Annotated in this window: 21 protein-coding genes; 5 read left to right on the top strand and 16 right to left on the bottom strand. The window is 72.7% G+C overall.

Annotation, left to right across the window (positions count from 1 at the left end):
• From nuoL to BLR33_RS20335, 12 genes are read right to left on the bottom strand one after another with little or no spacing between them, the layout of a single operon-like run.
• On the bottom strand, positions 1-1,959 hold the full coding sequence (nuoL, locus tag BLR33_RS20390) for an NADH-quinone oxidoreductase subunit L (RefSeq protein WP_093785996.1): 1,959 nt from the start codon (positions 1,957-1,959) through the stop codon (positions 1-3).
• 14 nt (positions 1,960-1,973) lie between these two features.
• Positions 1,974-2,273: an NADH-quinone oxidoreductase subunit NuoK gene (gene nuoK / locus BLR33_RS20385; protein ID WP_093785995.1), complete on the bottom strand. Its 300-nt coding sequence runs from the start codon at positions 2,271-2,273 to the stop codon at positions 1,974-1,976.
• Positions 2,270-3,250 (bottom strand): NADH-quinone oxidoreductase subunit J, encoded by a 981-nt coding sequence (locus tag BLR33_RS20380; RefSeq protein ID WP_093786247.1) that lies wholly within the window; start codon positions 3,248-3,250, stop codon positions 2,270-2,272. The genes nuoK and BLR33_RS20380 overlap by 4 nt, the downstream gene beginning before the upstream one ends.
• An 11-nt stretch (positions 3,251-3,261) precedes the next feature.
• Positions 3,262-3,897, bottom strand: a complete 636-nt coding sequence (gene nuoI / locus BLR33_RS20375; protein WP_093785994.1) for an NADH-quinone oxidoreductase subunit NuoI — start codon at positions 3,895-3,897, stop codon at positions 3,262-3,264.
• Positions 3,890-5,296, bottom strand: a complete 1,407-nt coding sequence (nuoH, locus tag BLR33_RS20370; RefSeq protein ID WP_093785993.1) for an NADH-quinone oxidoreductase subunit NuoH — start codon at positions 5,294-5,296, stop codon at positions 3,890-3,892. The genes nuoI and nuoH overlap by 8 nt, the downstream gene beginning before the upstream one ends.
• A complete protein-coding gene (locus BLR33_RS20365; RefSeq protein ID WP_093785992.1) occupies positions 5,293-7,806 on the bottom strand; it encodes an NADH-quinone oxidoreductase subunit G in 2,514 nt (837 codons plus the stop codon). Before BLR33_RS20365 ends, nuoH begins: the two co-directional genes overlap by 4 nt.
• On the bottom strand, positions 7,803-9,137 hold the full coding sequence (gene nuoF, locus BLR33_RS20360) for an NADH-quinone oxidoreductase subunit NuoF (protein ID WP_093785991.1): 1,335 nt from the start codon (positions 9,135-9,137) through the stop codon (positions 7,803-7,805). Before nuoF ends, BLR33_RS20365 begins: the two co-directional genes overlap by 4 nt.
• The gene (nuoE, locus tag BLR33_RS20355) at positions 9,134-10,036 is read right to left on the bottom strand and encodes an NADH-quinone oxidoreductase subunit NuoE (protein ID WP_093785990.1); all 903 of its coding nucleotides are present in this window, start codon (positions 10,034-10,036) and stop codon (positions 9,134-9,136) included. The genes nuoF and nuoE overlap by 4 nt, the downstream gene beginning before the upstream one ends.
• A complete protein-coding gene (locus tag BLR33_RS20350; RefSeq protein WP_093785989.1) occupies positions 10,033-11,370 on the bottom strand; it encodes an NADH-quinone oxidoreductase subunit D in 1,338 nt (445 codons plus the stop codon). Before BLR33_RS20350 ends, nuoE begins: the two co-directional genes overlap by 4 nt.
• A complete protein-coding gene (locus BLR33_RS20345) occupies positions 11,367-12,089 on the bottom strand; it encodes an NADH-quinone oxidoreductase subunit C (protein WP_093785988.1) in 723 nt (240 codons plus the stop codon). Before BLR33_RS20345 ends, BLR33_RS20350 begins: the two co-directional genes overlap by 4 nt.
• Positions 12,086-12,640, bottom strand: coding sequence for a NuoB/complex I 20 kDa subunit family protein (locus BLR33_RS20340; RefSeq protein WP_093785987.1), 555 nt, complete (start codon positions 12,638-12,640; stop codon positions 12,086-12,088). The genes BLR33_RS20345 and BLR33_RS20340 overlap by 4 nt, the downstream gene beginning before the upstream one ends.
• A gap of 55 nt (positions 12,641-12,695) precedes the next feature.
• Positions 12,696-13,055: an NADH-quinone oxidoreductase subunit A gene (locus BLR33_RS20335; RefSeq protein ID WP_093785986.1), complete on the bottom strand. Its 360-nt coding sequence runs from the start codon at positions 13,053-13,055 to the stop codon at positions 12,696-12,698.
• Between the two features lie 669 nt (positions 13,056-13,724).
• On the opposite strand from BLR33_RS20335, the gene BLR33_RS20330 reads away from it, so the two are divergent.
• The gene (locus BLR33_RS20330) at positions 13,725-14,510 is read left to right on the top strand and encodes a C40 family peptidase (RefSeq protein ID WP_093785985.1); all 786 of its coding nucleotides are present in this window, start codon (positions 13,725-13,727) and stop codon (positions 14,508-14,510) included.
• Between the two features lie 114 nt (positions 14,511-14,624).
• Here BLR33_RS20330 and BLR33_RS20325 read toward each other — a convergent pair whose 3' ends face one another.
• The 3 genes from BLR33_RS20325 to BLR33_RS20315 all read right to left on the bottom strand — a co-directional run bounded on the left by BLR33_RS20325 (position 14,625) and on the right by BLR33_RS20315 (position 18,163).
• Complete coding sequence (locus BLR33_RS20325) at positions 14,625-16,019, bottom strand: hypothetical protein (protein ID WP_093785984.1); 1,395 nt, start codon at positions 16,017-16,019, stop codon at positions 14,625-14,627.
• An 89-nt stretch (positions 16,020-16,108) separates the two neighbouring features.
• Positions 16,109-16,936 (bottom strand): hypothetical protein, encoded by an 828-nt coding sequence (locus BLR33_RS20320; protein ID WP_093785983.1) that lies wholly within the window; start codon positions 16,934-16,936, stop codon positions 16,109-16,111.
• 243 nt (positions 16,937-17,179) lie between these two features.
• Positions 17,180-18,163, bottom strand: coding sequence for a helix-turn-helix transcriptional regulator (locus BLR33_RS20315; RefSeq protein ID WP_093785982.1), 984 nt, complete (start codon positions 18,161-18,163; stop codon positions 17,180-17,182).
• Between the two features lie 168 nt (positions 18,164-18,331).
• Here BLR33_RS20315 and BLR33_RS20310 point away from each other — a divergent pair, with 168 nt between their 5' ends.
• The 4 genes from BLR33_RS20310 to BLR33_RS36190 all read left to right on the top strand — a co-directional run bounded on the left by BLR33_RS20310 (position 18,332) and on the right by BLR33_RS36190 (position 22,239).
• Positions 18,332-18,682, top strand: coding sequence for a hypothetical protein (locus tag BLR33_RS20310; protein WP_093785981.1), 351 nt, complete (start codon positions 18,332-18,334; stop codon positions 18,680-18,682).
• A 100-nt stretch (positions 18,683-18,782) separates the two neighbouring features.
• A complete protein-coding gene (locus BLR33_RS20305) occupies positions 18,783-19,004 on the top strand; it encodes a hypothetical protein (RefSeq protein ID WP_143031721.1) in 222 nt (73 codons plus the stop codon).
• The gene (locus BLR33_RS20300; protein WP_093785979.1) at positions 19,001-20,005 is read left to right on the top strand and encodes a DUF6528 family protein; all 1,005 of its coding nucleotides are present in this window, start codon (positions 19,001-19,003) and stop codon (positions 20,003-20,005) included. The genes BLR33_RS20305 and BLR33_RS20300 overlap by 4 nt, the downstream gene beginning before the upstream one ends.
• A 164-nt stretch (positions 20,006-20,169) precedes the next feature.
• On the top strand, positions 20,170-22,239 hold the full coding sequence (locus BLR33_RS36190; RefSeq protein ID WP_093785978.1) for a glycoside hydrolase domain-containing protein: 2,070 nt from the start codon (positions 20,170-20,172) through the stop codon (positions 22,237-22,239).
• Between the two features lie 73 nt (positions 22,240-22,312).
• Here BLR33_RS36190 and BLR33_RS20290 read toward each other — a convergent pair whose 3' ends face one another.
• On the bottom strand, positions 22,313-23,599 hold the full coding sequence (locus BLR33_RS20290) for a geranylgeranyl reductase family protein (RefSeq protein ID WP_093785977.1): 1,287 nt from the start codon (positions 23,597-23,599) through the stop codon (positions 22,313-22,315).
• Between the last annotated feature and the right edge of the window lie 130 nt (positions 23,600-23,729).

Raw genomic sequence — 23,729 nt, 5'->3', positions numbered from 1 at the left:
TCAGACCGCCCTCATCAGAAGGGTCGCGGCGACCACCACCGCGGTACCGCCGAGCATCGAGACGGCGTACGACCTGACGTAGCCGTTCTGCAGCCGGCGGAGCCGTCCGGACAGGCCGCCGACGGAGGCGGCCGTGCCGTTGACGACGCCGTCGACCAGGGAGTGGTCGAGGTAGACCAGCGAGCGGGTGAGGTGCTCGCCGCCGCGGACCAGCACGACGTGGTTGAAGTCGTCCTGGAGCAGGTCGCGGCGGGCGGCCCGGGTGAGCAGGCTGCCCTTGGGCGCCACCGCGGGCACCGGCCGCCGCCCGTACATCAGCCAGGCGACGAGCACGCCGAGCACGAGGACGACCATGGTGCCGGCGGTCACCGTGCCGGTGCTCACCGGCGAGTCGCCCTCGCTGTGCCCGGTGACCGGCTCCAGCCACTTCACGAAGGCGGAGTTGATGCTGAACAGCCCGCCGGCGAAGACCGAGCCGAAGGCCAGGATGATCATCGGGATCGTCATGGAGGACGGCGACTCGTGCGGGTGCGGGGCGCCGTGCGCGCTGTGCGCGGCGGCCGGCTCGGCCGACGGCTCGTCCGGGGACGCGGTGGCCGTGCGGCCGTCCTTCCAGCGCTCCTCGCCGAAGAAGGTCATCAGCATCACGCGGGTCATGTAGAACGCTGTGATCGCGGCGCCGATCAGCGCGCAGGTGCCCAGGATCCAGCCCTCGGTGCCGCCCTTGGCGAAGGCGGCCTCGATGATCTTGTCCTTGGAGAAGAAGCCGGACAGCCCCGGGAAGCCGATGATCGCCAGGTAGCCCAGGCCGAAGGTGACGAAGGTGATGGGCATGTACTTCCGCAGGCCACCGAACTTGCGCATGTCGACCTCGTCGTTCATGCCGTGCATCACCGAGCCGGCGCCCAGGAACAGCCCGGCCTTGAAGAAGCCGTGCGTGACCAGGTGCATGATCGCGAAGACGTAGCCGATCGGGCCGAGCCCGGCCGCCATGATCATGTAGCCGATCTGCGACATCGTGGAGCCGGCCAGCGCCTTCTTGATGTCGTCCTTCGCGCAACCGACGATCGCACCGAAGATCAGCGTGACCGCGCCGACGGTGACCACCGCGGTCTGCGCGTCCGGGGCCGCGTTGAAGATCGCCCCGGAGCGGGTGATGAGGTAGACGCCCGCGGTCACCATGGTGGCGGCGTGGATGAGGGCCGAGACCGGGGTCGGGCCCTCCATCGCGTCGCCGAGCCAGCTCTGCAGCGGCACCTGGGCCGACTTGCCGCAGGCGGCCAGCAGCAGCATGAAGCCGATGCCGGTGACGGTCGCGTGCTGGGTGGCGGACGCCTGGCCCACCTTGGGGAAGACGTCGGAGAAGGCGAAGGAGCCGAAGGTGGTGAAGAGCAGCATGATCGCCACCGACAGGCCGATGTCGCCGACCCGGTTGACCAGGAACGCCTTCTTCGCCGCGGTGGCCGCGCTCGGCTTGTGCTGCCAGAAGCCGATCAGCAGGTAGGAGGCCAGGCCCACGCCCTCCCAGCCGGCGTACAGCAGGAAGTAGTTGTCGGCCAGCACCAGCAGGAGCATGGCCGCCAGGAACAGGTTGAGGTAGCCGAAGAAGCGGCGGCGCCGCTCGTCGTGCTCCATGTAGCCGATCGAGTAGATGTGGATCAGCGTGCCCACACCGGTGATCAGCAGCACGAAGGTCATCGACAACTGGTCGAGCTGGAAGCCGACCTGGGCCTGGAAGCCGTCGACCGGCACCCAGGTGAACAGGTGCGAGGTCAAGGTGCGCCGGCCGGTGTCCTTGCCGAGCATGTCGGCGAAGAGCACCGCGGCCAGGACGAAGGAGGTGAGCGCAAGCAGCGTGCCCAGCAGGTGGCCGGCGCGGTCCAGCCGCCGCCCGCCCGTGAGCAGGATGCCCGCGCCCAGCAACGGGGCGGCGACGAGCAGTCCGATCAGGGTATCCACGTCTCGCAGCCCCTCTACAGCTTCATCAGGTTCGCGTCGTCGACCGAGGCCGAGTGGCGGGAACGGTAGATCGACACGATGATCGCCAGCCCCACCACGACCTCGGCGGCGGCGACGACCATCGTGAAGAAGGCGATGACCTGCCCGTCGAGGTTGCCGTGCAGCCGGGAGAAGGTGACGAAGGCCAGGTTGCAGGCGTTCAGCATCAGCTCGACGCACATGAAGACGACGATCGCGTTGCGCCGGATCAGCACGCCGGCGGCGCCGATCGTGAACAGCAGAGCCGCCAGGTACAGGTAGTTGGCCGGATTCACTGGGCGCCCTCCTCGGCGGAACCGCTGCCGTTGCGGCCGTTGCCGTTGTTGCCGTTGACCTGGGCGGCGCCGTTGCCGTTGGCGCCGTTGACCCCGTTGCCGTTGCCGCCGTTGACCCCGTTCCCGTTGCTGGTCCCGTTGCCGTTGCCGTTGGCGCCGTTGCGCTCCAGGGCCGGCATCCGCCGCCCCAGCCACTCGCCGGACGCCCGGTCCAGCGCGGCCAGCCGCTGCATGGCGTCCCGCGAGACATCGCGGACCTGGCCGCGCTCGCGCAGGGTGGAGCTGACCGACAGCTCGGAGATCGAGCCGTCCGGCAGCAGCGCGGGCACGTCGGCCGCGTTGTGCCGGGCGTAGGTGCCCGGCGCCGGCAGCGGGGTGACCTGCTTGCCCTCGCGGATGCGCGCCTCGGACAGCTCGCGCTGGGTGCGCCGCTCCTCGGTGCGCTCGCGATGGGTGAGCACCATGGCGCCGATCGCCGCGGTGATCAGCAGGGCGCCGGTGATCTCGAAGGCCCATACGTACTTGGTGAACACCAGGTGCGCCAGGCCCTGCACGTTGCCGCCGTCGGCCTTGTTCGCCGACCCGGTGCCGATGAAGGTGTCCAGCGAGGCATTGGCGATGCCCGCGATGAGCAGGATGCCGAAGCCGATCCCGCACAGGGCGGCCAGCCAGCGCTGCCCCTTGAGGGTCTCCTTCAGGGAGTCCGCCGCGGTGATGCCCACCAGCATGACCACGAAGAGGAAGAGCATCATGATCGCGCCGGTGTAGACGACGATCTGCACGATGCCGAGGAAGTAGGCGCCCTCGGCGAGGTAGAACACCGCGAGGACGATCATCGTGCCGGCCAGCGACAGCGCGCTGTGCACGGACTTCTTCATCAGCACGGTGCCCAGCGCGCCGGCCACGGCGACCACGGCGAGGATCCAGAACTGCACCGCCTCGCCCGTGGAGGTCTGCGAGCTCGCGGCGGCGAGCATCAGCGGAGCGCTCATGCCTCCTCCCCCGAGCCTGCCGGGGCGCTGCCGCCGGGCACGGTGACCTGGGCACCGTCCTGCCCCTCGGCGTCCTGGGGCGTCTCGCCCTTGGAGACCGCGACCTGCCGTACGGTGCCGGGCGCGGCCTCGGTGACCGCGCCGCGGTAGTAGTCGCCCTCGTCGGTGCCGGGGTACATCGCGTGCGGTGAGTCGACCATGCCCTCCTCCAGGCCGGCCAGCAGCTGCTCCTTGGTGTAGATCAGCGACTCGCGGGTCCGGTCGGCGAGTTCGTACTCGTTGGTCATCGTCAGCGCCCGGGTGGGGCACGCCTCGATGCACAGCCCGCACAGGATGCAGCGGGCGTAGTTGATCTGGTAGACGCGGCCGTAGCGCTCGCCCGGGGAGTAGCGCTCCTCGTCGGTGTTGTCGGCGCCCTCCACGTAGATCGCGTCGGCCGGGCAGGCCCACGCGCACAGCTCGCAGCCGACGCACTTCTCCAGCCCGTCCGGGTGCCGGTTGAGCTGGTGGCGGCCGTGGAACCGCGGCGCGGTGGGCTTCTTGTACTCGGGGTACTGCTCGGTCAGCCGCTTCTTGAACATGGCCTTGAAGGTCACGCCGAAGCCCGCGACCGGGTCCAGGAACTCAGGCATCGCCGTCCTCCGTGTTCTCGGTGTGCTCGGCGCCGTCGGCCTCGGGACCGCCTGCGCCGACGAGTTGGGCCTGCGTGCGGCTGCGCCGCCGCGGCACCGGCTGCGCCTGCTGACCGGGCAGCGGCGGTACGGGGAAGCCGCCGGCCATCGGGTCGAAGCGGTCCGGCGGGGCGAGCGCGCCGCCGCCCTCCGCGGCCTTCCCGTCGCGGTCGCCGCGGTCGCGCAGCACGTCGACGACGAGCGAGATCAGCAGCAGCGCGACGACCACGCCGCCGACGTAGAGCACGATCTTCCCGAAGTCCCAGTTCTCGTTGCGCATCGCGCGCACCGCGGCCACCAGCATCAGCCAGACCATCGAGACCGGGATCAGCACCTTCCAGCCGAGCTTCATCAGCTGGTCGTAGCGGACCCGGGGCAGCGAGCCGCGCAGCCAGATGAAGAAGAAGAGCAGCAGCTGCATCTTGATGACGAACCACAGCAGCGGGAACCAGCCGTGGTTGGCGCCGTCCCAGAAGGTGGTGATCGGCCACGGGGCCCGCCAGCCGCCGAGGAAGAGCGTGGTGCACACCGCGGAGACGGTGCCGATGTTGACGTACTCGGCGAGCATGAACAGCGCGAACTTGATCGAGCTGTACTCGGTGTTGAAGCCGCCGACCAGGTCGCCCTCGGACTCGGGCATGTCGAACGGCGCCCGGTTGGTCTCGCCGACCATCGTGCAGACGTAGATGAGGAAGGAGACCGGCAGCAGGATGATGTACCAGCGGTCGTGCTGCGCGGTGACGATGGTCGAGGTCGACATCGACCCGGAGTAGAGGAACACCGCGGCGAACGACAGGCCCATCGCGATCTCGTAGGAGATCATCTGCGCCGAGGCGCGCAGGCCGCCGAGCAGCGGGTAGGTCGAGCCGGAGGACCAGCCGGCCAGCACGATGCCGTAGATGCCGACCGACGCGGTGGCCAGGATGTAGAGGATGCCGATCGGCAGGTCGGTCAGCTGCATCGCGGTGCGCTGCCCGAAGATGGAGATCTCGTCGTCGGCCGGGCCGAAGGGGATCACCGCGTACGCCATGAAGGCGGGGATCGCGGCCACGATGGGGGCGAGGACGAACACCACCTTGTCGGCCCGGCGGATGCTGACGTCCTCCTTGAACATCAGCTTCACACCGTCGGCGAGCGACTGCAGCATGCCCCAGGGGCCGTGCCGGTTGGGGCCGATGCGCAGCTGCATCCAGGCGACGACCTTGCGCTCCCACACGATGGCGAAGAGCACGGAGACCACCGCGAAGGCGAAGCAGAACACCGCCTTGATCAGGATCAGCCACCAGGTGTCGTTGCCGAAGAACGACAGGTTCTCCTGGGTGGCGGCCAGTTGGCTGGCCGCGGCGAACTGGACGGTCACGACTGCTCCTCCGCGGTCCGGTCGGCCGCGCCCGCTGCGGCGGCCGCCAGGGAGACGATCTGGCCGGGGCGGGCGCCGGTGTCGGCGGCGACCCCGCCGCCGACCGAGTTCAGCGGCAGCCACACCACGCGGTCCGGCATCGGCGTGACCGCCAGCGGCAGCGTCACCTGCCCGGCAGGTCCCGCGACGGTGAGCGGCTCGCCGTCCCGGACGCCGGTCTCCGCGGCGGTGGCCGGCGAGAGCCGGGCGACGGCCGCGTGCCGGGTGGCGGCCAGCGCGTCGTCGCCGTCCTGCAGCCGGCCCTGGTCGAGCAGCAGCCGGTGCCCGGCGAGCACGGCCTGCCCGCCGGCGGGCCGCGGCAGCGGCACCGGCGCCTCGCGCGGGGCGTCGCCGTACGGGCCGGGCCAGCCGGAGAGCCGGTCGAGTTCGCGGCGGGCGCTGTGCACGTCGGCCAGGCCCAGGGCGACGTCGAGGGCGTCGGCGAGCATGGTCAGCACCCGGGCGTCGGGCATCTGGTGCCGGGTGGTGGCCTGGTCGGGCTTGATGGCGGCCTCGAACATCCGCAGCCGGCCCTCCCAGTTGACGAAGGTGCCCGCCTTCTCGGCGACCGCGGCCACCGGCAGCACCACGTCGGCGAACTCGGTGACCTCGCTCGGCCGCTGCTCCAGGCTGACCACGAAGCCGGCGGCCCCCAGCGCCTGCCGGGCCAGCGCCGGGTCCGGCAGGTCGGCGACCTCGACGCCGCCGACCACCAGCGCGGCCAGCCGGCCGGCCGCCGTGTCCGCCAGGATCGCGTCGGTGTCGCGGCCGGGCGTGGTGGGCAGGGCCGGCAGGCCCCAGACCCTGGCCACCTCCTCGCGGGCCCGCGGGTCGGTCAGCGGGCGGCCGCCGGGCAGCAGCCCGGGCAGCACGCCGGCCTCCACCGCGCCCCGCTCGCCGGCCCGGCGCGGGATCCACGCCAGGGCCGCGCCGGTGGCGGCGGCCAGCCGGACCGCGGCGGTCAGGGCGCCGGGCACGGCGGCCAGCCGCTCGCCGACCAGGATCACCGAGCCGGGCGCGCGCAGCGCCTCGCCGGCCAGCCGGCCGGCCTCGTCGAGCCCGACCCCGCCGGCCAGCGCGTCCAGCCACTCCGGCTCGGTGCCGGGCGCGGCCGGCAGCAGGATGCCGCCGGCCTTGTCCAGGCCGCGGGTGGCGTAGCCGGCCAGCGCGTAGGTCTGCTGGCCGTTCTTGCGGTGCGCCTTGCGCAGCCGCAGGAAGACGCCGGGCGCCTCCTCCTCGGCCTCGAGTCCGGCCAGCAGCACGGTCGGCGCCTGCTCCAGCACGCGGTGGGTGACGGCGGCGGCGCCCTCGCCGAGGTCCACCCCGCGCCCGGCGACCGCGGCGGCCAGGAAGTCGGCCTCCTCGGCGGAGTGCGGGCGGGCCCGGAAGTCCACGTCGTTGGTGCCGAGCACCACGCGGGCGAACTTGCCGTAGGCGTAGGAGTCCTCGACGGTGAGCCGGCCGCCGGCCAGCACCGCGGCCCGGCCGTGCGCGGCGGTCAGGCCCGCGGCGGCCGCGGCCAGCGCCTCCGGCCAGCTGGCGGGGGCCAGTTCACCGTCGGCGCCGCGGACCAGCGGGTGGGTGAGGCGCTCGGGGCGCTGGGCGTAGCGGAAGCCGAAGCGGCCCTTGTCGCACAGCCACTCCTCGTTGACCTCCGGGTCGTCGGCGGCCAGCCGGCGCATCACCTTGCCGCGCCGGTGGTCGGTGCGGGTGGCGCAGCCGCCGGCGCAGTGCTCGCACACCGACGGCGAGGAGACCAGGTCGAAGGGGCGCGAGCGGAACCGGTAGGCGGCCGAGGTGAGGGCGCCGACCGGGCAGATCTGGATGGTGTTGCCGGAGAAGTACGACTCGAAGGGGTCGCCCTCGCCGATGCCGACCTGCTGCAGGGCACCGCGCTCGATCAGCTCGATCATCGGGTCGCCGGCGATCTGGTTGCTGAAGCGGGTGCAGCGGGCGCACAGCACGCAGCGCTCGCGGTCCAGCAGCACCTGCGCCGAGATCGGTACGGGCTTCTCGTAGGTGCGCTTGCGGCCCTCGAAGCGGGTGTCGGGGTCGCCCACGGACATCGCCTGGTTCTGCAGCGGGCACTCGCCGCCCTTGTCGCAGACCGGGCAGTCCAGCGGGTGGTTGATCAGCAGCAGCTCCATCACCCCGCGCTGCGCCTTCTCGGCGACCGGGGAGGTGAGCTGGGTGCTGACCACCATGCCGTCGGTGCAGGTGATGGTGCACGAGGCGACCGGCTTGCGCTGGCCCTCGATCTCCACGATGCACTGGCGGCAGGCGCCGGCCGGGTCGAGCAGCGGGTGGTCGCAGAACCGCGGGATCTCGATGCCGAGCAGTTCGGCCGCCCGGATCACCAGGGTGCCCTTGGGCACGGAGACCGCGATGCCGTCGATGGTGACCGTGATCAGGTCCTCCGGCGGCACCGCGGGACCGCCGCCCGCGGAGGGTGCGTTGGTGGTGATGGTCACGCGTGGGCCTCCGTACGGGACGTGTCCGCCCAGGCGGTGGAGCGGGCCGGGTCGAAGGGGCAGCCTCCGCGCTCGATGTGCTCCTCGTACTCGGCGCGGAAGTACTTCAGGGACGAGGCGATCGGGGCGGCGGCGCCGTCGCCGAGCGCGCAGAAGGACTTGCCGTTGATGTTGTCGGCGATGTCCGCGAGTTTCTCCAGGTCGCCGGCGCGGCCCTTGCCCGCCTCGATGTCGCGCAGCAACTGGACGAGCCAGTAGGTGCCCTCGCGGCAGGGGGTGCACTTGCCGCAGGACTCGTGGGCGTAGAACTCGGTCCACCGGGTGACGGCCCGCACCACGCAGGTCGTCTCGTCGAAGCACTGCAGCGCCTTGGTGCCGAGCATGGAGCCGGCGGCGCCGACGCCCTCGTAGTCGAGCGGGACGTCCAGGTGCTCCTCGGTGAACATCGGGGTGGACGAGCCGCCGGGGGTCCAGAACTTCAGCCGGTGGCCGGGCCGCATGCCGCCGCCCATGTCGAGCAGCTGGCGCAGCGTGATGCCGAGCGGGCCCTCGTACTGGCCGGGGCGGGCGACGTGGCCGGAGAGCGAGTAGAGCGTGAAGCCGGGCGACTTCTCGCTGCCCATCGACCGGAACCACTCCTTGCCCCGGTGGATGATCGCGGGAACCGACGCGATGGACTCGACGTTGTTCACCACGGTGGGGCACGCGTACAGGCCCTCCACGGCGGGGAAGGGCGGCCGCAGCCTCGGCTGGCCGCGCCGGCCCTCCAGGGAGTCCAGCAGCGCGGTCTCCTCGCCGCAGATGTACGCGCCGGCCCCGGCGTGCACGGTCAGCTCCAGGTCGAAGCCGGTGCCCTTGATGTCCTTGCCGAGGTAGCCGGCCTGGTACGCCTCGCGCACCGCCTCGTGCAGCCGGCGCAGCACCGGGACGACCTCACCGCGGAGGTAGATGAAGGCATGGTGGGAGCGGATCGCGTAGCAGGCGATCACGATGCCCTCGATGAGGGCGTGCGGGTTGGCGAAGAGCAGCGGGATGTCCTTGCAGGTGCCCGGCTCGGACTCGTCGGCGTTGACCACGAGGTAGTGCGGCTTGTTGTCGCCCTGCGGGATGAACTGCCACTTCATGCCCGTGGGGAAGCCTGCGCCGCCGCGGCCGCGCAGGCCGGAGTCCTTGACGTAGGCGATCAGGTCGTCGGGCGCCATCGCCAGCGCCTTGGTGAGCGCCTGGTAGCCCTCGTGCCTGCGGTAGGTGTCCAGCGTCCATGACCGCGGGTCGTCCCAGAACGCCGACAGTACGGGCGCGAGCAGCTTCTCGGCCGGTTCGACGGTCATCGGTCCCCCTCCTCCTGTTCGGCGTGCTCGCCGACCGGGTCCGCGGGGTGCGCCGGGTCGGACTCGGCGGTCTGCCGGGGTGCGTCGTGCGAGCTGGGGTGCTCGGCGGGCGACGGCGAGGTGGGTGTGGCGTGCAGGTCGGCGTCGTCCTGCGGCGGTTGCGCCGGCGGGGCGTGCTCCGGGGTCTGCCCGCGCTGCCCGACCACCCGGGCCTGGGCCTCGCCGCGGGCCAGCCGGAGTCCGGCGAGCGAGGCGGGCCCGGCGCCGCCGGTGGCCTCCACCGCGCCCTCGCGCAGGTCGGGGAAGCCGGCCAGGATGCGCGCGGTCTCCTTGTACGTGCACAGCGGCGCGCCCCGGGTCGGGCGGACCTCGCGGCCGGCCATCAGGTCGTCCACGAGCTGCTTGGCCGACTCGGGGGTCTGGTTGTCGAAGAACTCCCAGTTGACCATCACCACGGGGGCGAAGTCGCAGGCCGCGTTGCACTCGATGTGCTCGAGGGTGATCTTGCCGTCGGCGGTCGTCTCGTCGTTGCCGACGCCGAGGTGCTCGCGCAGCTCCTCGAAGATCGCGTCGCCGCCCATCACCGCGCACAGCGTGTTGGTGCAGACGCCGACCTGGTAGTCGCCCGACGGCTTGCGCCGGTACATCGTGTAGAAGGTGGCGACGGCGGTGACCTCGGCGGTGGTCAGCTCCAGCATCTCGGCGCAGAACCGGATGCCGGTGCGGGTGACGTACCCCTCCTCGGACTGCACCAGGTGCAGCAGCGGCAGCAGGGCGCTGCGGGAGCCGGGGTAGCGGGCGATCACCTCCCGGGCGTCGGTCTCCAGCCGGGCGCGGACGTCGGCCGGGTAGTCGGGTGCGGGCAGTTCGGGGATGCCCAGCGACACCTCGGAGCTCATCGGTCGACACCTCCCATCACGGGGTCGATGGACGCCACCGCGACGATCACGTCGGCCACCTGGCCGCCCTCGCACATCGCCGCCATGGTCTGCAGGTTGGTGAACGAGGGGTCGCGGAAGTGCACCCGGTAGGGCCGGGTGCCGCCGTCGCTGACGACGTGCACGCCCAGCTCCCCCTTGGCCGACTCCACGGCCGCGTACGCCTGGCCGGCGGGCACCCGGAAGCCCTCGGTGACCAGCTTGAAGTGGTGGATCAGGGCCTCCATGGAGGTGCCCATGATCTTCTTGATGTGGTCCAGCGAGTTGCCCATGCCGTCGGGCCCGAGGGCGAGCTGGGCGGGCCAGGCGATCTTCTTGTCGTCGACCATCACCGGGCCGGGGGCGAGCCGGTCCAGGCACTGCTCGATGATCCGCAGGCTCTGGTGCATCTCCTCCAGGCGGACCCGGAACCGGCCGTAGGAGTCGCAGGTGTCGGTGGTCGGGACCTCGAAGTCGTAGGTCTCGTAGCCGCAGTAGGGGTCGGACTTGCGCAGGTCGTGCGGCAGGCCGGCGGCGCGCAGGATCGGGCCGGTGGCGCCGAGCGCCATGCAGCCGGTCAGGTCCAGGTAGCCGACGTCCTGCATCCGGCCCTTGAAGACGGGGTTGCCGGTGGCGAGCTTGTCGTACTCCGGCAGGTTCTTGCGGAAGGTCTTCACGAACTCGCGGATCTGGTCCACCGCGCCGGGCGGCAGGTCCTGGGCCAGGCCGCCGGGCCGGACGTAGGCGTGGTTCATCCGCAGGCCGGTGACCAGTTCGAAGATGTCCAGCACGAGTTCGCGGTCGCGGAAGCCGTAGATCATGATGGTGGTCGCGCCCAGCTCCATGCCGCCGGTGGCGATGCACACCAGGTGGGAGGAGATCCGGTTGAGCTCCATCATCAGCACCCGGATGACGCTCGCCCGGTCCGGGATCCGGTCCTCGATGCCGAGCAGCTTCTCCACCGCGAGGCAGTAGGCGGTCTCGTTGAACAGCGGCGTGAGGTAGTCCATGCGCGTCACGAAGGTGGACCCCTGGGTCCACGTCCGGAACTCCATGTTCTTCTCGATGCCGGTGTGCAGGTAGCCGATGCCGGCGCGGGCCTCGGTGACCGTCTCGCCGTCGATCTCCAGGATCAGCCGGAGCACGCCGTGGGTGGACGGGTGCTGCGGGCCCATGTTGACGATGATCCGCTCGTCGTCGGCCTTGCCGACGGTCTCGGCGAGTTCGTCCCAGTCCCCGCCGGTGACGGTGAAGACCCGGCCCTCGGTGGTCTCGCGCTCCTCGGCCTGCGCCGGGGAGGAGTATGCGTTGCTCATGAGTACGACCTCCGCTGGTCCGGAGCCGGGATCTGGGCGCCCTTGTACTCGACGGGGATGCCGCCGAGGGGGTAGTCCTTGCGCTGCGGGTGCCCGGGCCAGTCGTCCGGCATCATGATCCGGGTGAGCGCCGGGTGACCGTCGAAGACGATGCCGAAGAAGTCGTACGCCTCGCGCTCGTGCCAGTCGTTGGTCGGGTAGACCGCGACCAGGGACGGCAGGTGCGGGTCGGCGTCCGGCGCGCTGGTCTCCAGCCGGATCAGCCGGCCGTGGGTGAGCGAGCGCAGGTGGTAGACGGCGTGCAGCTCGCGGCCCCGGTCGCCGGGGTAGTGCACGCCGCTGACGCCGGTGCACAGCTCGAACCGCAGCGCGGGGTCGTCGCGGAGTGTGCGGGCGACCCGGACCAGGTGCTCGCGGGCGATGTGGAAGGTGAGTTCGCCGCGGTCGACGACCGTCTTCTCGATCGCCTCGCCCGGCGGCAGCCCCTGCTCCTCCAGGGCGCCCTCCAACTCGTCGGCGATCTCGTCGAAGACGCCGCCGTAGGGGCGGGCGGACGGGCCGGGCAGCCGGACGGCGCGCACCAGGCCGCCGTAACCGGAGGTGTCGCCGCCGTTGTTGGCGCCGAACATCCCGCGGCGGACGCCGATGACCTCGCCCGCGTCGTCGCGCTGGACCGGCAGGTGGCCGTTGCCTTCGGCCGGCGGGGTGGCCTCGCTCATCGCAGCAGCCCCTTCATCTCGATGGTGGGGAGCGCCTTGCGGGCGGCCTCCTCCGCCTCGCGCGCGGCGGCCTCGCGGTTCACGCCGAGCTTGCCGTGCTGGATCTTCTCGTGGAGCTTGAGGATCGCGTCGAGCAGCATCTCCGGGCGGGGCGGGCAGCCGGGCAGGTAGATGTCGACGGGCACCACGTGGTCGACGCCCTGCACGATGGCGTAGTTGTTGAACATCCCGCCGCTGGACGCGCACACGCCCATCGAGATGACCCACTTGGGGTTCGGCATCTGGTCGTAGACCTGCCGCAGCACCGGCGCCATTTTCTGGCTCACCCGGCCGGCGACGATCATCAGGTCGGCCTGGCGCGGCGATCCGCGGAAGACCTCCATGCCGAACCGGGCCATGTCGTACCGGCCGGCGCCGGTGGTCATCATCTCGATCGCGCAGCAGGCGAGGCCGAAGGTGGCGGGGAAGACCGACGCCTTACGCACCCAGCCGGCCGCTGTCTCCACCGTTGTCAGCAGAAACCCGCTCGGCAGTTTCTCTTCGATACCCATGGGTTGGCTCCTGGTCTCCTCGGTCCCTTGTCGCCACTCGGTCCGCGGGTGCCCGCTAGTCCCACTCCAGGCCGCCGCGCCGCCACACGTAGGCGTAGGCGACGAAGACGGTGAGGACGAACAGGAGCATCTCGACGAGGCCGAACATCCCCAGCCGGTCGAAGGTGACCGCCCAGGGGTAGAGGAAGACGATCTCGATGTCGAAGACGATGAAGAGCATCGCCGTCAGGTAGTACTTGATCGGGAAGCGGCCCCCGCCGGCCGGCTGCGGAGTGGGCTCGATGCCGCACTCGTACGCCTCCGACTTGGCCCGGTTGTACCGCTTGGGCCCGACGATCGAGGCAGTGAAGACGGAACCGATCGCGAAGGCGGCTGCGATGCCGCCCAGCACGATGATGGGCGCGTAGGCGTTCACCGTGCCCGCTCCTTCCAGTCGACGGTGACTGATGTACGGACCGTGACCGGGACCTGCGCTGCACGTCACCGAAACCGCGAAGATCGCGGGTATGTGAGGCAGTTCACAAGCCCAAGTCGCCTGCATCCTATGCCTCCCGGTCTGTGATCTGCGACACGGGGGTCGGCACCGACTTTGTGATCTCCACCACCTGGCCAACGATCATGAAGTCGGATCAGCTGTGTGCATGTACCAGATGACACCCAAACGATCACTTCACGTCATATTCGCGGGCGTTGTCGCTGGTCAGGAGCTTGAGTCCATTATCAGACGAGTTCCCTCTGTGGCAAATTCGCGGTGGACGGGTTCACGTGCTAGTCCACCGCCACCCGCGCGGGCGACCCGGAGAACGCGGGAATGACATGCGTGAAACCGTGCACGAGCGCATACGTAACCAGCCTCACGAAAAGGGATCAAACAGCCCATCAGACAAGATCGCGAACCGGGCAATTGAGCCGTCCGGCGGCCAACTGTGGCGTATCCCACCTTTGTTGAACGGAACCATTCGTTCCTGATAGCCAGAGACGCATGTCTCCGAACTCCCCCCGGACGCAGCCGTCCGGCATAACCATCCATAGCGGCCATACCGGCCGCCGACGGCACGCGGCGCCCCACGCCACCCCTCACTGGGTGCGCAGGGCCGGGCTCGTCGGCGGTGTCGTCAGCGCGCTCGCCCTGTGCGGCGCGGCCGCTCCGGCCATGGCCGAGAACCCGCACGACACCGCGGCGGGCAGCGCGCCCGCCGCCCGCACCGCCACCGGCCTCGCCGACACGGTGCCGCTCTCGACGTCGGTGTCCGCGCAGCAGGCCGTGGCCGCGCTGCAGCAGGAGGCGCTGGCGGCGACCCTGGCCGCGGACAAGGAGCAGGCGGCCGACGCGGCCCGCAAGAAGGCCGCGGCCCTGCACAAGGCCGCCCGCCGCAAGGCCGCCGCTGCCGCGGCCGCCGCGAAGGCGGCCCGGGAGCAGGCCGCGCAGGCCGCCTCGCGCTCCACCGCCCGCGCCCCGCTGGCCACCGCCTCAACGCCGGCCGCCGCGGCCACCGCGGCCGCGCCGGCCTCGTCGAGCAAGGTCGACCAGCTGATCGCCTTCCTCAAGGCGCAGTTGGGCAAGCCGTACGTCTACGGCGCCACCGGCCCGGGCTCCTACGACTGCTCCGGCCTGACCCAGGCGGCCTTCGCGTCGATCGGCGTGGACATCCCGCGCACCTCGCAGGACCAGTCCACGATCGGCACCCCCGTGTCCACCTCGGCGCTGCAGCCGGGCGACCTCATCTTCTGGGGCGGCGAGGGCAGCGCCTACCACGTGGGCGTCTTCATCGGCGGCGGCCAGTACCTGGACGCGGCGAACCCCTCCACCCCGGTCGCCATCCACCAACTGGCCGACTACGAACCGGACTGGGCCGTCCGCGTCCTGTAACGCCCGCCCCCTCACGGGCTCGACGTGACAACGCTGCGGCTCCCCGCCGCGGAGGGGGAGAACCCGCGCGCGGGGAGCCGCAGCGTCATGTCGTGCCGGGCCGTCCGGGGCCGGTCAGGCGATCGTGCCCACGTGCATCGAGCCGTCCGGCAGGCCCGCGGTGAAGGTGTCGAAGATGTCGTCGTTGCTGTCGATGTCGGTGGCCGTGCTCCAGGAGCCCGAGGTGCTGCGCGTGCGGTCCCAGACCCCCGAGCCCGGCACCACCGCGTCCACGTGCAGGGTGCCGTCGGGCAGACCCGCCGAGGAGACCGAACTGACGTCGCCGTTCTGGTCGATGTGGCTCGACGCAGCGGCCCACGTGCCCGAGGCACTGCGGGTCCGGTCCCACACGCCCGAGCCCGGCACCACCGTCTCCACGTGCAGGGTGCCGTCGGGGAGTGCGGCCGCGGACAGCGCGGAGATGCTGCCGTTGTCGTCCAGTTGCGTGGAGGCCGCGGCCCAGGTGCCGCTCGCGCTGCGGGTGCGGTCCCACACGCCGGCGCCGGGCACCAGCGAGTCGACGTGCACGGTGCCGTCCGGCAGGCCGGCCGCGGCAACCGCGCTGATGTTCCCGTTGGTGTCGATGTGGGTGGAGGACGACGCCCAGGTCCCGCTCGCGCTGCGGGTGCGGTCCCACACGCCCGAGCCCGGCACCACGCTCTCCACGTGCAAGGTGCCGTCCGGGAGCGCGGCCGCGGCCACCGCGGTGATGTTCCCGTTGGTGTCGATGTGGGTGGCGGCGGACCAGGTCCCGTTCGCGCTGCGGGTGCGGTCCCACAGGCCGGAGCCGGGGACCACCGTCTCCACGTGCAGGGTGCCGTTCGGCAGCGCGGCGGCGGCCACCGCGGTGATCGCGCCGTTGGAGTCGATCTCGTCCGCCGAGGACTGCCAGGAGCCGGCGGCACTGCGGGTGCGGTCCCAGACGGTGCCGTGCGGGGTGACCGGGGTGTCGTCGACGATCTTGTCGTACCGGTACGCGTCGTAGTAGCCGGTCGGCCAGCCCTCCATGGTGGAGTTGTTGACGTTGCCGGCAGTGGGGCCGTGGGTCGGGTCGCTCGGGTTGCTGTCGGCGTAGTACTTGAAGGCACCGGTGGACTTGTCGGTCCAGCCCGCGAAGAGGAAGGTGTGCTCGGCGGTGTAGTCGAGGATGTCGCCGGGTGCGAGGGCGGAGAAGCTCTCCTTGGTGGAGACGTCCGGCAGGGTCTGGGTGACCAGGCTGCTGGTGAGGTGCCAGGCCATCGACACATAGCCGGAGCAGTCCTCGCGGTAGCCGCCGTAGTAGCCGGCCTGGTTGTAGGGGACGCCCGCGTCCACCCAGCTCTGCGCCCGGGTCAGGACCTCGCTGCGGGTGATCGGGCCGCCGGCGGTGGAGTCGGCGTGGGCCGGGGTGCCGCAGGCGAAGGTCGCCGCGGCGCCGGCGGCGACGAGGGTGGCGAGCGCGCGCAGGCGGGTGCGGCGGTTGTGCGTCATGGTGGGCTCTCTTCCTGTGTCTGTCGGGATCGGTCTGCCGGCCGCCCGGGGGCAGGGCAGGTGCGGGACGGGTGGGCGAGGTGCGGAGGTCATCCGCGGCCGGCGAGTACGGCCAGTTCGGCGGCGTCCTGCCCGGGGGAGTACGCCGTGCCGGGGGCGGTGGTGCCGGAGATCTCGGTGACCTGCAGGACCGACAGGACGGCGCCCTCGCGCACGGCGTAGACGTGGTCGGTCTGCCGGCCCGGCGCGGACATGCCGGGGACGGCGGTCCAGGTACGGGCGTAGGCGGCGCCGTCGGCGGTGGCGGCGGTGCGGGTGACAGTGGCGTCCTGCGGCAGCCCGTTGCGGGACTGCAGGGCGCGCGAGGTGGCCCGGCATCCGTCGAGCCCGGCGACCAGCCGGGTCCAGGCCGCTTTCGCCCCGGCCTCGGTGGCGAAGGCGAAGGTGTCCTGCACGGCGGGGGTGTCGTAGGTGCTCACGTAACCCTGCTGCTGCCACGTGGCGGCCCCGCGGACCGAAGCGCACTCGTCGACGGCGACGGACGGGCCGGCCGTGCGCGTGTGCGACGGGCCCATCGATGTCCACGCCGAGCGGGCGGCGTCGGGGAGGCGGGCGGGGGCGAGCGGGGCGGGGTCGCGGGACGCCGGAGTGCGGGCGGTGGGGGCGGGCGGCGTCACGGCGGGGGCCGCGGCCGCGGATGTGGGGTGCGGCTGCGGGGAGTCGGCGCGGCCGGGCACGGCCGGAGCGGTGGGTGCCGTGGGGACGGCGGAAGCGGTGGTGACGGGGTGCGGTGCGGGGGCGGCGCTGGGCGCGCCGTCCCCGGAGACGTACCGGGCGGCACCGAACAGGGCGGCGACGGCGACGGGCAGGGCCGCGTAGGCGGTGATGCGCAGGGGCGTGCGAGGGCGCCTGGGCATGGCGGGACTCCTTGCGGACGGACTGCGGGGATCGGCGGGACTGCGCCCGCGCTGCCGCCGGGCGATCCGAACGGACCTGCCCCGCACGGGCGTTGCCCGATGGCGACCCTCGAAGCCTGCCCGGCCGCCCGATCCCCGCAGAAGCCCTCCGGCCCGGCCGGATCCGTCCCCGTCCGGTTCCGGCCGGACCCCACCCGTGGCCGCACCCCACCCGCGACGGAGTCGCCGTCCCGGGGTGTGGCCTTAGCGGATCCAGCCCGACTGGACGGCGCGGACCCCGGCCTCGAAGCGGCTGCGCGCGTCCAGGCGGTGCATCAGGCCGCCTGCGACCCGGCGCGCGGTGCGCGGCGAGACACCCAGCCGCTTGGCGATGGCCTCGTCGGTGTACCCCTCGGCGAGGAGCTTGACCGCGGCCTCCTCGGTGTCGGTGAGTTCGCCCGGCCCCCGCCGCTCGCTGTCGCCGATGCGCCGGGCGGCCTGCCAGACCGTCTCGAAGAGCGCGCACAGCGCGACCAGCGTGCCTTGGCCGCTGAGCACGACCGCGCCCGCCGCGCTGTTCTCGCTGTCGGCCGGGATGACCGCGTGGGTGCGGTCGATGATGATCATCCGCAGCGGCAGGGTCGCCACGGTGCGCACCCGCCCGCCCCGCTCGGCGAGCCACTCCAGGTACTCCTGGGTGTGCGGGCTGTTGCGCACGCTGTCGAGGTGGACCGAGCGGATGCGCACGCCCCGGCCGAGCAATTCCTCGTTGAGCGGGCGGGCCGCCGCGATGCTCTCGGCGGTGTGCTCGCCGTCCGGCGCGAAGGTCATCACCTCCTGGCGGACCTGCCGGGTCAGCCGCACCAGCCGGTCGCGGATCGCGTCCAGCCCGGCGAGTTGCTCCACCCCGGGCCCCTCGGCCGGCCGGACCGCCGCGTGCTCCGCGATGAGCTGCGCGGCCGCCGCCCGCGAGGCGTCGATCCGCTGCTGCTGCGCGGCGAGTTCGGCCTGCTGCCGGGCGAGGAGCACCTCCAGGCCGACCTCCGGGCTGACCGCGTACAGCCGGCCGGGCGCCTCGTACGAGCCTCGTACCAGGGACAGTTCGCTGAGCCGGTCCAGCGCCCCGCGCACCTGCGGCTCGGTCAGCCCGAGCCGGCCGGACAGCTGTGCCACCCCCTCCTCGCGCCGTTCCAGCAGCGCCCTGTAGACCGCTTCCGCCTCCGGTTCCAATCCCAGTGCAATCAACATCAGATACCCCCCTCGAACAGCATTTTTCGCCGTACGACCTGCCGATGATCGCATGATGGACCCCGGCGCAGCGGGGCCGAGCCGGGGTTGGACGCTTCCGGCCGAACCGGAACCGGCCATGCCTGCCGTCTGGCGCGCTTTTGTCCCCCCGGGCGATCCTCGGTCGGCGTGTACCTCGTCCACGCGCGGCTGCGCGCGCCCACCGCGACGGCGGTCCTGCCGTCGGCCATGGCCGATCTCGTGCTCGCCCACGGCCGGCCGGAGGACCGCGTCGAGCACATCAGCTTCCATCCGCTCGCCGACCCCCATCCGGTGCTGGGACTGTGGCTGCTCGCGGAGTCCCCCGCCGAGGCGACCGCGCGGGCCGCCGCCCTGTGCGCGCGGGCGGTGGCCGCCTCCGCGCTGCTGCGTGGCTGGCTGCTCTCCGATGTCGGCCCTCCCCCGCCGGCCCCTTGCGGCCACGGCCCGTTCGGGCCCGCCGAAGCGCCTTCCGGCCCGGCCCCGGCGCGGGGAACGTAGGGGGCGGCCGGCCCGCCGCGAAGGCGGCAGGCCCGGGACGGCGCCGCCGTCCGCCCGCCGCGCGGGCCCCGATCCCCGTACCCCGAAAGGCAGCCGCCCCATGTTTGCGATGCCCGCCGTGCCCGCCGTGCCCGTCATGTCCGCCACGTCCGGCGGCAGAATCCGCGCCGCCGGACCGGCGCTCGGCCTGCTCGTCGCGGTCCTGCTCGGGGCGGCGGCCGTCGGCGGCTCCGGTGGGGGCCGGCCGGCCGCAGCGGGCGCCACCGCGGTGTCCGTGGCGGCCGGGCCGGGCGCCGCCCCCGACGACATGATCTGGCAGTGACGGGCGTGGCCGGCTTCGCCAGGCCCTCGCGCCGGGCCCTGCTGCTGGGCGCCGCGGGCGCCGGCGTCGGCGCCGTGCTCCCGCTGCACCGCACGGCGGCCGCGGCCACCGTGCCCGCCGTCGTCGTCGGCGACCAGCGCTCCCGCCGGGCGCTGGTGCTCGACGGCACACAGACCTCGTGGGACCCGGCCGCCGACCCCTCGGTGGTGCTGTGGTCCTTCGCCCCCGACGGCGACGCGCGCTACGCCGACCTCGCCCCCGCCGAGAGCTTCACGTATGTCAGCGAGGTCAAGGCCCGCTCCCTGGACGGTGTTCCCCACCTGCTCGTCACTGCTTCCTACGGCTTCGCGGCCGTGGTCGAGTACGGGACGGGGGCGCGCCGCTGGGGCGGCCTGGTGGCCACCTCAGGCCCGGGCGCCGACCTCAACCCGCACAGCGCGGAGCTGCTGCCGAACGGCAACGTCGCCGTCGCCTGCAGCGCCGGCGACGCCGTCCGGATCTACTCCGCGGCCCAGGGGCCGGCGAGCACCGGCTTCACCGCCGCCGACCTGGCCACCGCGCACGGGGTGCACTGGGACGACGGGCAGGGCGTGCTGTGGGCGGTCGGCGGCAGCACCCTGGTCGCCTACGACATCGGCACCGCCGACAACCCGGCGCTCACCGTGAGGACCACCGTGCCGCTGCCGACGCCCGACGGGCACGACGTCAACGCGGTCTCCGGCTCCCCCGACCTGCTGTGGGTCGCCACCGGCACGGCCCTGTACCGCTTCTCGAAGTCCGCGCGGACCTTCGCCCCCTACACCGCCCCCACGTGCGGCGCCGGACCGTGGGGCGGCGTGAAGGCGGTGAGCAACGCCGGCGACACGGTGCTGTTCACCGAGCCGGACGGCGACCTCACCCCGAACTGGCAGACCCGCTACGCCCGGATCGCCTCCGGCACCGCCGCCCCGTACACGCTGGCCGGCGGCGGCATCTACAAGGCCCGCTGGTGGCAGCCCTGAAACCTGTTCCGCCCGGCCGACGGGCCCGGGGGCTTTGCCGGCCCGATCGACCGCCGTCGGTGCGGCCGCGCCCCACGCGGCCCTGACTCCCCTTGTCCTCCGGGCCGTTCGACGGCCCGGTCCGCACCTTCCGTGTTTTGCCGCCCACTTTCCCGGAGACAGCCATGCCCAGATCCGCTTCCACCGGTCCGCTGGCCGGACCGCTCGCCCTGGCCGCCGCGGCCGCCGTGCTCGGCGCCGCCGGCCTGCTGGTGGCCCCGGCCGCGAGCGCGCAGCCCGCGGCCGCGACCGCGGCCCGGGGTGTCGACTACCGCGGCCACCACTTCACCGTCCCCGCCGACTGGGCCCTGGTGGACCTCGACGCCGCGCCCGGCACCTGCGTCGACTTCTCCCGGCACGCCCTCTACTACGGCACCCCCGCAGCCGCGCAGGACTGCCCCGCGGGCGGCACCGGCCGCACCGAGGCCCTCCTCGTGGAACCGGCCACGTCCGCGGATGCCCCCGGCACCCGCGTGGACGCCGCGAGCCAGGAGATCGACGCCGCCGACGCCCAGGTCCACGTCCTGGCCGGCTACCGCCACGACCCCGCCCTGGTACGGCAGATCGTCGCCGGCGCGGGACTGCCCGGCACCGCGCCGGCCGTCCGGCCATCGACCCAGCGCCCCGCCGTGGCCACGCCCGCCGCCCTCCCGGCGAACACCACGAGCTACACCGGCAAGGGCTTCGACGCGTGCGAGGCACCCACCGCCGCCCAGATGAGCGCCTGGAAGTCCGCCTCGCCCTACGGCGCCGTGGGCATCTACTTCGGCGGCCCCAGCCGCGCCTGCGCCGACCAGCCGAACCTGTCGGCCTCCTGGCTGCAGCAGCAGTCCTCGGCCGGCTGGCGGTTCCTGCCCATCTACGGCGGTGTGATGGCCGACGACATCACCTCGCCCACCGCCCAGGGCACCGCCTCCGCCCAGGACGCCGCGAGCCGCGCCGCGTCCTACGGGCTCCCCCAAGGGTCGGTCCTCTACGACGACATGGAGGCGTACTCCCCCTCCTACAGCGGCGCCGTGCTCGCCTACTTGTCGGCGTGGACCAAGGAACTGCACACGCTGGGCTACCAGTCGGGCGTCTACAGCAGTTCGTCCAGCGGCATCGAGGACCTCGCCGACCACTACGGCAGCGGTTACGAGATGCCCGACGTGATCTACGACGCCCTGTGGAACGGCAGCGCCACCACCTCCGACCCCGCGGTGCCCGCCGGGCTGTGGGCCGACCACCAGCGCGTCCACCAGTACAGCGGCGGCCACAACGAGAGCTATGGCGGGGCCACGCTGAACATCGACTCCGACTACCTCGACGTCGCCGCCCGCACCGCGTCCGCCGCGCACGGCACCGTGTGGGACCGCACGCGCAGCGCGACCGGTGGCTGGCAGGCGCACGCCTCGGAGATCGACGACAACGACGCGATCACCGCCGTCGCCTCCGCCGGCCTCCCCGACGGCACCCTGCACACCTTCACGGTCGTGCCCGGCTCCGGCGTGTGGGAGCGGGTCCGCAGCGCCTCGGGCACCTGGGCCGCCACCGCCACCCACCTCGATGACAACGGCAGCATCACCGCGCTCTCCGCCGCCGCGCTGCCCGACGGCACGCTCCACCTGGACGTGGTGGTGAAGGGCTCGGGCGTCTGGGACCGCACCCGCAGCGCCTCGGGCACCTGGGCCGCCGCCGCCACGCAGATCGACGACAACGCCGCCATCACCCGCCTCGCCTCCGCCGGCCTCCCCGACGGCACGGTCCACCTGGAGGCCCTGGTCCCGGGCTCGGGCATCTGGGAGCGGGTCCGCAGCGCGTCCGGCAGTTGGGCGGCGGCCGCCACCCACCTGGACACCAACGGCAGCATCACCGCGCTCTCCACCGCCGCTCTGCCCGACGGCACCCAGCACCTCGACGCGGTCGTCCCCGGCTCGGGCATCTGGGACCGGACCCGCACGGCCGCGGGGACCTGGCAGTCCAGCACCCTGATCGACACCAACGGCTCGATCAGCGCCGTGGGCACCGCGGCCCTGCCGGACGGCACCCTGCACGTGGACGCGGTCGTCCCCGGCTCCGGCGTGTGGGACCGCACCCGCGGCACGGCCGGCGGCTGGGCAGCGGCGGCCACCCAGATCGACGACAACGGCGCCATCTTCACCGTCCAGCCGGCTGCCCTGCCCGACGGCACCCTGCACGTCCACACCATCGTGTGACGTGGCCGGAACCGGGATCCCCGCACCCGTCGCGGTGCGGGGAGCACCCGGCCGTAGGGCCGGTGACGCCGGATCAGGCGCGGGGGGTGATTTTGGTGAGGCCGTTGATGATGCGGTCCATCGCGTCGCCGCCGGTCGGGTCGGTGAGGTTGGCGAGCAGCTTCAGGCAGAAGCGCATCAGCATCGGGTGGGACAGGCCCCGCTCGGTGCACAGCTGGAGCACCTTGGGGTTGCCGATCAGCTTCACGAAGGCGCGGCCGAGCGTGTAGTAGCCGCCGTAGGTGTCCTTCAGGATCCGCGGGTAGCGGCCCAGGGCCATCTCGCGCTGGGCGGCGGTGGCGCGGGCGTGCGCCTGGGTGATGACGTCGGCCGCGATCTGGCCGGACTCCATCGCGTAGGCGATGCCCTCGCCGTTGAACGGGTTCACCAGGCCGCCGGCGTCGCCGACGAGCAGCAGGCCGCGGGTGTAGTGCGGCTGGCGGTTGAAGGCCATCGGCAGCGCGGCGCCGCGGATCGGCTGCGTCATGTTCTCCGGCGTGAAGCCCCACTCCTCGGGCATGGACGCGGTCCACGCCTTGAGCACCTCGCGCCAGTCCAGCTCGCGGAAGGCCGCCGAGGAGTCCAGGATGCCCAGCCCCACGTTCGACGTGCCGTCGCCCAGGCCGAAGACCCAGCCGTAGCCGGGCAGCTGGCGCGCCTGCGGGCCGCGCCGGTCCCACAGCTCCAGCCAGGACTCCAGGTAGTCGTCCTCGTGCCGGGGGCTGGTGAAGTACGTGCGCACCGCCACGCCCATCGGGCGGTCCTCGCGCCGGTGCAGGCCCATCGCCAGCGACAGCCGGGTGGAGTTGCCGTCGGCGGCCACCACCAGGGGCGCGTGGAAGGCGGCCGGCGTCTTCTCCTCGCCGAGCTTGGCGGTCACGCCGGTGATCCGGCCGGTGCGCTCGTCGAGGATCGGGCCGCTCACGTTGCACCGCTCGTACAGCCGGGCGCCGGCCTTCACCGCCTGCTGGGCGAGCAGCTCGTCGAAGTCCTCGCGGCGGCGCACCAGTCCGTAGTCCGGGTACGAGGCCAGGTCCGGCCAGTCCATCTCCAGCCGCATGCCGCCGCTGATGATCCGCAGGCCCTTGTTGCGCAGCCAGCCGGCCTCCTCGGAGATGTCGATGCCCATCGACACCAGCTGCTTGGTGGCCCGCGGGGTGAGCCCGTCGCCGCACACCTTCTCCCGCGGGAAGGCGGTCTTCTCCAGCAGGAGCACGTCGAGCCCGGCCTTGGCCAGGTAGTAGGCGGTGGTCGAGCCGGAGGGACCGGCGCCGACGACGATCACGTCGGCGCTGCGCTCGGACAGGGCGGTGTCGGTCACGTGGGCTCTCCCGGTTCGGCGACATTACGGTGCAGGCGCTTTGACCTTGTGCCGAGTGTACGGGCGGCCCCCCACCCGCAGGGCCGCCCCCGTCCCCGTGCGGCGGCCCAGCTCGGCGCCGCCCGCGCAC

Origin of the sequence: Actinacidiphila guanduensis (assembly GCF_900103985.1) — a bacterium.
GTDB lineage: Bacteria > Actinomycetota > Actinomycetes > Streptomycetales > Streptomycetaceae > Actinacidiphila > Actinacidiphila guanduensis.
This window is presented reverse-complemented; position numbering and strand designations above follow the sequence as displayed.

What these genes read in the sequence shown, in the direction of transcription:
- BLR33_RS20380 (WP_093786247.1), bottom strand. Translation starts at nt 3,250, where the DNA reads ATGCTCGCCGCCGCGAGCTCGCAGACCTCCACGGGCGAGGCGGTGCAG.
- nuoI (WP_093785994.1), bottom strand. Translation starts at nt 3,897, where the DNA reads ATGCCTGAGTTCCTGGACCCGGTCGCGGGCTTCGGCGTGACCTTCAAG.
- nuoF (WP_093785991.1), bottom strand. Translation starts at nt 9,137, where the DNA reads ATGACCGTCGAACCGGCCGAGAAGCTGCTCGCGCCCGTACTGTCGGCG.
- nuoE (WP_093785990.1), bottom strand. Translation starts at nt 10,036, where the DNA reads ATGAGCTCCGAGGTGTCGCTGGGCATCCCCGAACTGCCCGCACCCGAC.
- BLR33_RS20350 (WP_093785989.1), bottom strand. Translation starts at nt 11,370, where the DNA reads ATGAGCAACGCATACTCCTCCCCGGCGCAGGCCGAGGAGCGCGAGACC.
- BLR33_RS20345 (WP_093785988.1), bottom strand. Translation starts at nt 12,089, where the DNA reads ATGAGCGAGGCCACCCCGCCGGCCGAAGGCAACGGCCACCTGCCGGTC.
- BLR33_RS20340 (WP_093785987.1), bottom strand. Translation starts at nt 12,640, where the DNA reads ATGGGTATCGAAGAGAAACTGCCGAGCGGGTTTCTGCTGACAACGGTG.
- BLR33_RS20325 (WP_093785984.1), bottom strand. Translation starts at nt 16,019, where the DNA reads ATGACGCACAACCGCCGCACCCGCCTGCGCGCGCTCGCCACCCTCGTC.
- BLR33_RS20320 (WP_093785983.1), bottom strand. Translation starts at nt 16,936, where the DNA reads ATGCCCAGGCGCCCTCGCACGCCCCTGCGCATCACCGCCTACGCGGCC.
- BLR33_RS20315 (WP_093785982.1), bottom strand. Translation starts at nt 18,163, where the DNA reads ATGTTGATTGCACTGGGATTGGAACCGGAGGCGGAAGCGGTCTACAGG.
- BLR33_RS20305 (WP_143031721.1), top strand. Translation starts at nt 18,783, where the DNA reads ATGTTTGCGATGCCCGCCGTGCCCGCCGTGCCCGTCATGTCCGCCACG.
- BLR33_RS36190 (WP_093785978.1), top strand. Translation starts at nt 20,170, where the DNA reads ATGCCCAGATCCGCTTCCACCGGTCCGCTGGCCGGACCGCTCGCCCTG.